The organism is Pseudoalteromonas luteoviolacea H33-S, assembly GCF_001625695.1.
In the GTDB taxonomy this organism is placed as follows: domain Bacteria; phylum Pseudomonadota; class Gammaproteobacteria; order Enterobacterales; family Alteromonadaceae; genus Pseudoalteromonas; species Pseudoalteromonas luteoviolacea_B.
In genome coordinates this window covers 24,405-31,722 of record NZ_AUXY01000075.1, presented here as the reverse complement: position 1 = coordinate 31,722, position 7,318 = coordinate 24,405, and the positions used below count along the sequence as shown (strand labels likewise).

Here is a 7,318-nt window from a genome sequence, read left to right as displayed (position 1 = left end):
CTATTTGATCAACAAGGCCGTCCAATTGAGCAAAATGAAGTGGATAATATCAACGCGTTGGAAATTGTAGAAAGTACAATTTATATCCACAATCTCGCGCCTTCACCCATTAAAGCGCAGAAGAAAGAGAGTAAAGCTATTTTGAATAATGATGAGTGTAATATTGTAGTAACTATGCGCATTCCTATAGATGCAAATCTTACAGAGGGTGTAAAACAAGCTTCTCTTCAGATAATGTCAGAAGATGGTCAGGTTGCAGATACTGCCATTTATGTAGTGAACTAAGCAGGCTATTCGCGTGGACTATAGCTTACAAGAAGCCGTTGCAAATATAGTTGAACAAGAATCTTCAGTACAGTTGTCATCTCGTATATATGAGATGACAACTGAGATTACATCACTTTTTGAAGCGGTATGGTTATCGACTATTTTTGAAGTTCGTTTGGCAGAAAACGATACAAGAACAGATTTTTTAGTAGAGATACATAGTAGTGATATAGCTAAGTTTTATGCGCAATGTTTAAATTATAAAAGCTCTGATAATACGACTATAAAAGATATTAAAAAGATCTCTGAGCGCTTATATACCAAGAAAGACTGCATTGAAGATGCTGTTATTTGGTTTGAATGTGACATGATTGATGATGTGACGCAAACTACTTTGGTTACAGCGTCAATAGATCCCAATCTAAGGAATAACTTTTTAAAAAAGAATGTCAGTACTCAACAGGCTTGGCAAGACTTTGTGAAAACAATGGATCTTATTAGTGATATGCCAATGACTGCAAATCTAGAGTCTAGTTTTAAACGATGTGCTGATGCGCTGCCATATGGGTACAACATCAGCCATATAGCACCTCTTGCTCCAAGAGGGGAGCGTGGCATTAGGTTGACATTATATTTACCCCCACCAAAGATTATTCCATGGCTTCGAAAAGTCGGTTGGAGCGGCTCTATGTCAGATGTAGAAACTCTCTTCACACTTGCTGGAGATGAATGGCCTTTAATAGGGATCCAGATTGAGATCAATGAACAGGTTGAAACTTACATTGGCTTTGAATTAATGGCTGGGAGTGGGCAGAAAAAGCTTGAAGCGCTTGAAAAAACACTATTGAGATTGCAAAAAAGAGATGCTTTCGATGCTGCGAGAGTAAATACCGCGCTGCATTGGAATGATTACAACCTCCACCCTAAAGATGAGGGACTTAGAAAAGATACAAACCTAAAACTTGTTGTTAAAGAGGCGGGTAAAGTCGAAGCAAAGGTTTATTTGGGGACTAATAAAAAATAATGAGTTTGTTTTTACTGATATACAAGCATACTTAGTTTGTTTATCGTATTAATTCCTTTAGTTTTTATCATGACTTTTTAACTAGTTATCTTTTCGTAGGTTATTTGAAACGATAAACGCCAGTTTCAGCTAGCTAATGTGCATGATAATCAGGTTTGTCTTCCAGTGTTTTAAACCCAATCTTGCTTTTTACATAATATGTATTTGTATAGCGAGCCGAGGCCTGCACTTATATACAAGATTGCACAACCTTACTCATCGCCTATTGATATAGAAAATAGAAGGCCGACTCCATTAGCGAGTCGGCGCAATATTTATTTTACGTAGTACAGTAAAGTGTTTTGTTCCGCACCACTGTATACGCCGTTGTTATATGGCCAGAGGTCAAACTTAACATTATGCTGATATAGCGAAGCGCCATTGCGCGTGTAACCATCACCACGGCTTGTTGGCTTTGTACTTAAACTGATAAATGAGTAATCAAGACCGGATAGGCTACATCCAGTTCCTTCGTGTTGCCATAGGACAGCTGTATCATACGGGACTTTGGGCTGGCTTAAATCGGCATTTTGTTGCAAGGAAACACAGTTAGCGTTGGTTAATTTGGCTTTACTGATTTGTGAAACCTGATTGTATTCATCTACAAACATCATTCCTGAAGTCATCTGCTTTTGAATATTCTGCCATTGTGCTGCTGGTAATACGCCGTTAGTCACCTCAGTGACCGGTGAAGTAACAACCAGTTCATTTAGCCCATCCGAGTGGTTTGCTACCAGTGTCCAGCCACCTCCATTAAGAGTCATTTCACAATGCGCATAGAATGCAGGCTCACCGCCATTTCCATCTGGGTCTATCTGATAAATCCCTGTGGTTGCATTTGGTGTTTGCTGTTTTATCGAAGCGCATGTGGTGCCTTCAATCGGTGTTGGGTCTTCAGGTTCTATGACGGTATCATGTGTTACAAAGCCGCCATAATACTCTAATTCGCCTATTACACGCATGGAGCTGCCATGCGTAGAGTGAATTTTTAGTCTGACGTACTTTCCGATAGCAGGCTCTGTTAAAGTAATAAGTTGGTTAAGGCCCATTGGGATTGTGAGAGTCTCGTGGTCTCTAAAGTGCACATTATCTTGCGAAACTTGCAGGGTAACTTCTTTTGGTCCCATAGTTTTAGCACTTTCATAAAGCATAACTCTAAAAGAAGTGATGTATGCATTACGCTCAAACGCGACTTGTAGCCACTGTTCTTGATTAACAGTAGAGACCCATGTTCCGCGTCTGATGCGCTTTTGAGTGTCAATGTTTACTTGTTGACCGTTGTTAAAGCCATCAAATGCGCCTGAAGGGCTATCTTTTGAATAAGTGTTACTAGCGGTGTAAGAGGCCTCAGTTAGCCCATTGCTGCCTAGCAATGCAATGTTGCCATATTGCCCAGTTGCTTCTCCAGGGTCAATGGCAAAATGACTACCAGTATCTAGACGAAGGGCCATCGTATCTTTGCCATAGTGAGTAATATCCTGAGCAAACAGCTTATTCTTAACAGTTAGGATATTTATGATTTCAAGTAAATGGTCGGTTTCGGTGTCACGTGATTGCTCCTCTTGTACGAGCAGCTTTCCATTGACGGTTTGAAACCCTTCTTGGTTAATGGCTTGGTGCGTCAACTCATAAGCTTCATTATTGTGTGTGATCCCTGCATTGGTAGGACTATAAACGGCAAGGTAACCAATCGACTCTTCAGCATGATTATTTCCCGCCTCTTGCTCATCGAGTGCAACACCGAAGGTTAGCGCTGATGCGCTTGATACACGCAATGAATAGGCATCGGGGTCATTTTGTGTTTGACCACTTAGTAAAATATGCGGTGTATGAGCAAAGCTTTCGTTAAAAAATTGATGCGTGGAACCACCATTCATGGTGAATTCACCAATTTCCCAAAAACTCCCATCTTGAAGCTGGTGACGTCCTTTTTCTGCAACTAAAAAGGCAACACGCTCTTCGCCATGTAGGCCATCTAAATACGGCCATTCTTTAAATTGAACATCAAAGCTTGAATCTGTCACGTTTGAAATTGATACAACACCCGCTTGTGGATCATTAAAAGTGGGTATGGAAGCAAATACAACCGGATCGTTAAATCCATTGATTGGTATAGTGATTTTTTGGTCTGATATTTTGACGTCTTCGATGAGGGTAAATGGTTGAGCACTAGCGGCGGCGGCAAAAGCCAAAGAGCAAATACCAAGAAGTCTAAACATAGTCATCCTTATTTTTTGTCTTGAGATATTTTCTATTATTGTAGTGCGAATAGTATCGAATAAAGGCGCTTTTTTGAATAGGAAATAACAACTTAATTGTTTGTTTTATATAAATAATTATATTCATATAAAATGTGTGTTATTTGTTAGTGGGCTGTATATTTATGCGATTAGATACACAGCTCATAAAATATGATTTTAGATGGACGTATTCAGTACATACTGGATACTGCACTACTCAAATGAGTAGACGGATTTTTGACCTTCAATTGACGTGAAGTTACCTGTTTTTCCTATCATACCTTGATCATCTTTACAGTCTATGATGGTAAAAGTACTTGATGCTATGCCATCGGCAAATTGGCCTTTATGACGAATAACCAGCATGTTTTCTTCGTTGTTAGCGTATTTAAATACTTCAAAGCCATTAAATACAGCGTTTCCTTTACGGTCATAGTACAGCTGATAATGCACTGTACTAGTGCCAATGAGGTCGCCTTCATATGTCTGTTGTACAGTGGCATTGCTTATTTTTGTGCCATCGGCGAGCAAAGCGACATCCGATTCTTGCCAATCGTTTACTTGAAAAATACCTGTAAGTTTCACTTTTAGTTTCTCTTGTATGCGTGTTTTTTGCAGCTTAGCATTTGAATTGACATCTGGTATTGTAAAAACGCGACAAACAACTGGGTTGAAAGCTTTGCAAGAGAATCATAAGAGTGTAGCGGGTGTCTTGCACCATAAATTGGGCAACAAAAATTATGATTTACGTAGATTTTTTCCACAAGCTCCGCTTGAGGATCTAATTGAGCAATTTTGGTTTGTGGATTGGCAATTGAGTGGAGATAAACCCCATACTCAAAAGAATTTACCTGACCCTAACTTTCATTTAGTGATAGAAGCACATCAAGTTAAACTGATAGGTCCTGTGAGTAAATTATATACTTATACTATGAAGGGCGAAGGTAGAATACTTGGTGTTAAGTTTAATATCGGTGCGTTATCACATTTATTAGATAAACCGCTCAGTCAATACGTGGATAAAGAACTTTCTGCGAGTGAAATATTTGGCGACCAAGTTGAAAGCAGACTGTTACCTTTACTCGATGCTGAATCAGACCGAGATATATTTAATACACTCAGTGCATTCTTATTAAATTATACTGCAGGCTATTGTGTGAGCCAGCACCAAGCTTTGGCTCTTTGTACACTGATAAAAAATGATACTAGTATTTTTTCGGTTGAAGCTCTGTCTTTAAAATCCAACCTATCAAAAAGAACTATCCAACGCGTATTTAATAAGCATATTGGATTAAAGCCAAAATGGCTTATTAGAAAATATCGTTTGCACCAAGTATTAAAGCAGCTAGAAATAGGCAGTATAGATATTTTGGGCGTTGTTGAATTACTTGGTTACACGGACCAAGCTCACTTGATCCGTGACTTTAAAGAGATTATTGGTGTTACACCTGGACAGTATCTTAAATAAAAGCTATGTGCGCATCACGACTGATCATATCCAATCTAAATTCCAGTAAGGTTTGAGCTTATCCTTTGGTTACTTATTAATTTTATGCGCTCTCGATCAATGCATGTTTATAAGTCAAAGTCAGCTTAGGTCGTTGCTGGTTAATTCAAAGCACGGAATTGCGTTTTATCTCTAATAAATGTTAAGCGATCATGATATTTAGTAACATAATGAAATACGTAATTCGGAACAATATTATGATAAAAAAATTAAAGTCGGTTAGCTTACCTAGCTTGCTATTACTTTCAACGGCGCTTGGCTCATGGCATAGCGCAGCACAAGAAGAACTCAAAAAGGGATTAGTACCAGAAGATTACTTTGATTTTGTGTACATGAACAGTCCGCAAATATCTCCAAATAACGATGTCATTTTGTTTGTAAAGCAAACGGTTAACGATGATGCCAGTGGTAGAGATAATCAAATTTATAAAATAAATAAGCAGGGGGTAGTCTCAGAGTTTACCCAAGGCAAGGACGATTGGTCTCCTAAATGGTCAAAAGATGGCAGCCAAGTTGCTTTTATACGCTCAGTGGATGGTAAGTCACAAGTATTTGTTATGCCAGCTAATGGTGGTGAAGCCAAACAAGTTACCTCATTAACGCAAAGCCTTTCATCTTTTGCATGGTTTCCATCTGGAGATAAGCTGCTTTTATCACTGCGTGTTGAGGGCTCACAAGATGCAACTGACGATAAAGAGGCTGAAGACAAGTCAGCTAAAAAGCGTGCTGAGCCAGACACTGTTATCATTAAAAATGCCAAGTATATTTCGAACGGTTCGGGCTATTTAAGTGATAAACGAACGCATTTATTCGAATATGACATAAAAACTCAAGCGCTTAGTCAGCTAACATCTGGCACTAGCTGGAATGCACAAAGCCCAGTGATATCCAATGATGGTGCGCACATTTACTATCATGCAAATAAAACCGGGCAAGCTTATGAAGGCAATGAAAACAGTGATGTTTATCGTTTAGAGCTGGCGTCTAAAAACACTACGCAAATAACTCACCATCCTCATTCGCAATATAGTACGGCGCTGGCGCCAAATAGTGAGGCACTGGTTTATTTACATTCTGAAGACACCTACGAGCAAACTGATCTCATGTTGTTGGCCGGTAATGGTAAAAAGCCATTCAATCTGACTAAAAACTTTGACAGAAACGCCACATCTGCAATTTGGTCGCCAGATAACACGCAACTTTATTTTACAGCAAATGATCATGGTGCAAAGCGACTGTTTTCTGTGTCAGTTAACAGCGGTAAAGTCACTAAGTTATTAGATAAAAAACAAAAAATTGATAATCTAGCTGTATCACAAGACGGCCAGTATTTGGTTTTCACCGCTGAGAGCTCAACTGAATTACCCGAGTTATACCGCTTAGATTTAAATAATAACAAGTTAAACCAGCTAACTACATTTAATGATAAGTTGCGCTCTGAGAAAGCTCTGTCTGCTGCACAAGAAGTGTGGTTTATAAATGACAAAGGCATGAAGGTTCAGGGTTTTGTTCATAAACCACTTAATTTTGATAAAAATAAGTCATATCCAGTGATTTTAAATATCAAAGGCGGTCCTGGTGGTATGTGGGGTCATCAATGGTTCTTTGAAAATCAAATGTATGCGGCACAGGGGTATGCAGTTGTTTATGTAAACTATCGCGGTAGTAGCGGTTATGGCATTGAACACAGCCAAGCAGTACGTAAAGACTATGGCGGCGCTGACTATCAAGATAATATTCAGTTTTTAGATAATGTATTAGCTAAAAATACTTGGATGGATAAAGACAAGTTATTTATTACCGGTGGTAGTCATGGTGGTTTTTTAACGAATTGGATAACGACAAAAACTGATCGGTTTAAAGCCGCAGTGACTCAGCGCAGTGTGAGCTCTTGGATATCAGAAGCGGGTACGCAAGAGTATACGCCCAGCCAAATGACGAAAGAGTTTGGTGGTCACTTGTGGAATAATTTTGATGCATACTGGGATAGGTCGCCATTAAAATTTGCTGATAAAGTTTCTACGCCAACGCTTATTATTCATAGTGATGCAGATATGATCACACCCATAGGTCAAGCGCAAGAGTGGTTTTACGCGCTTAAAGTAAACGAAGTACCAGTTGAAATGGTTGTGTTTAAGGGCGAGACACATTCTTTATCTCGTTCAGGCAAGCCTACTAACCTAGTAGCGCGAATTGAGCATATATTGGCATGGTTTGAGGGTTATAATAAGTAGTTTTCAA

6 protein-coding genes are annotated in these 7,318 nt (G+C 39.1%); 4 read left to right on the top strand and 2 right to left on the bottom strand.

Annotated elements, in window-relative coordinates; genetic code table 11:
* Together N477_RS26305 and N477_RS13890 are read left to right on the top strand one after the other, a co-directional pair.
* On the top strand, positions 1 to 285 hold a 285-nt coding region (locus tag N477_RS26305), incomplete at its 5' end, for a hypothetical protein (protein ID WP_196760625.1).
* 13 nt (positions 286 to 298) lie between these two features.
* Positions 299 to 1,291, top strand: a complete 993-nt coding sequence (locus tag N477_RS13890; RefSeq protein ID WP_063361637.1) for a hypothetical protein — start codon at positions 299 to 301, stop codon at positions 1,289 to 1,291.
* 314 nt (positions 1,292 to 1,605) lie between these two features.
* Here the strand turns inward: N477_RS13890 and N477_RS13885 are convergent, their stop codons facing one another.
* Complete coding sequence (locus N477_RS13885; RefSeq protein ID WP_063361638.1) at positions 1,606 to 3,549, bottom strand: discoidin domain-containing protein; 1,944 nt, start codon at positions 3,547 to 3,549, stop codon at positions 1,606 to 1,608.
* A gap of 234 nt (positions 3,550 to 3,783) precedes the next feature.
* Complete coding sequence (locus tag N477_RS13880; RefSeq protein ID WP_063361639.1) at positions 3,784 to 4,155, bottom strand: DUF3224 domain-containing protein; 372 nt, start codon at positions 4,153 to 4,155, stop codon at positions 3,784 to 3,786.
* Positions 4,156 to 4,240: 85 nt separating this feature from the next.
* On the opposite strand from N477_RS13880, the gene N477_RS13875 reads away from it, so the two are divergent.
* Both N477_RS13875 and N477_RS13870 read left to right on the top strand, forming a co-directional pair.
* Positions 4,241 to 5,038: a helix-turn-helix transcriptional regulator gene (locus N477_RS13875; protein WP_196760624.1), complete on the top strand. Its 798-nt coding sequence runs from the start codon at positions 4,241 to 4,243 to the stop codon at positions 5,036 to 5,038.
* Between the two features lie 236 nt (positions 5,039 to 5,274).
* Entirely contained in the window at positions 5,275 to 7,311 is a 2,037-nt protein-coding gene (locus N477_RS13870; RefSeq protein ID WP_196760623.1) for a S9 family peptidase, read from the top strand.
* The last annotated feature ends 7 nt before the right edge of the window (positions 7,312 to 7,318 follow it).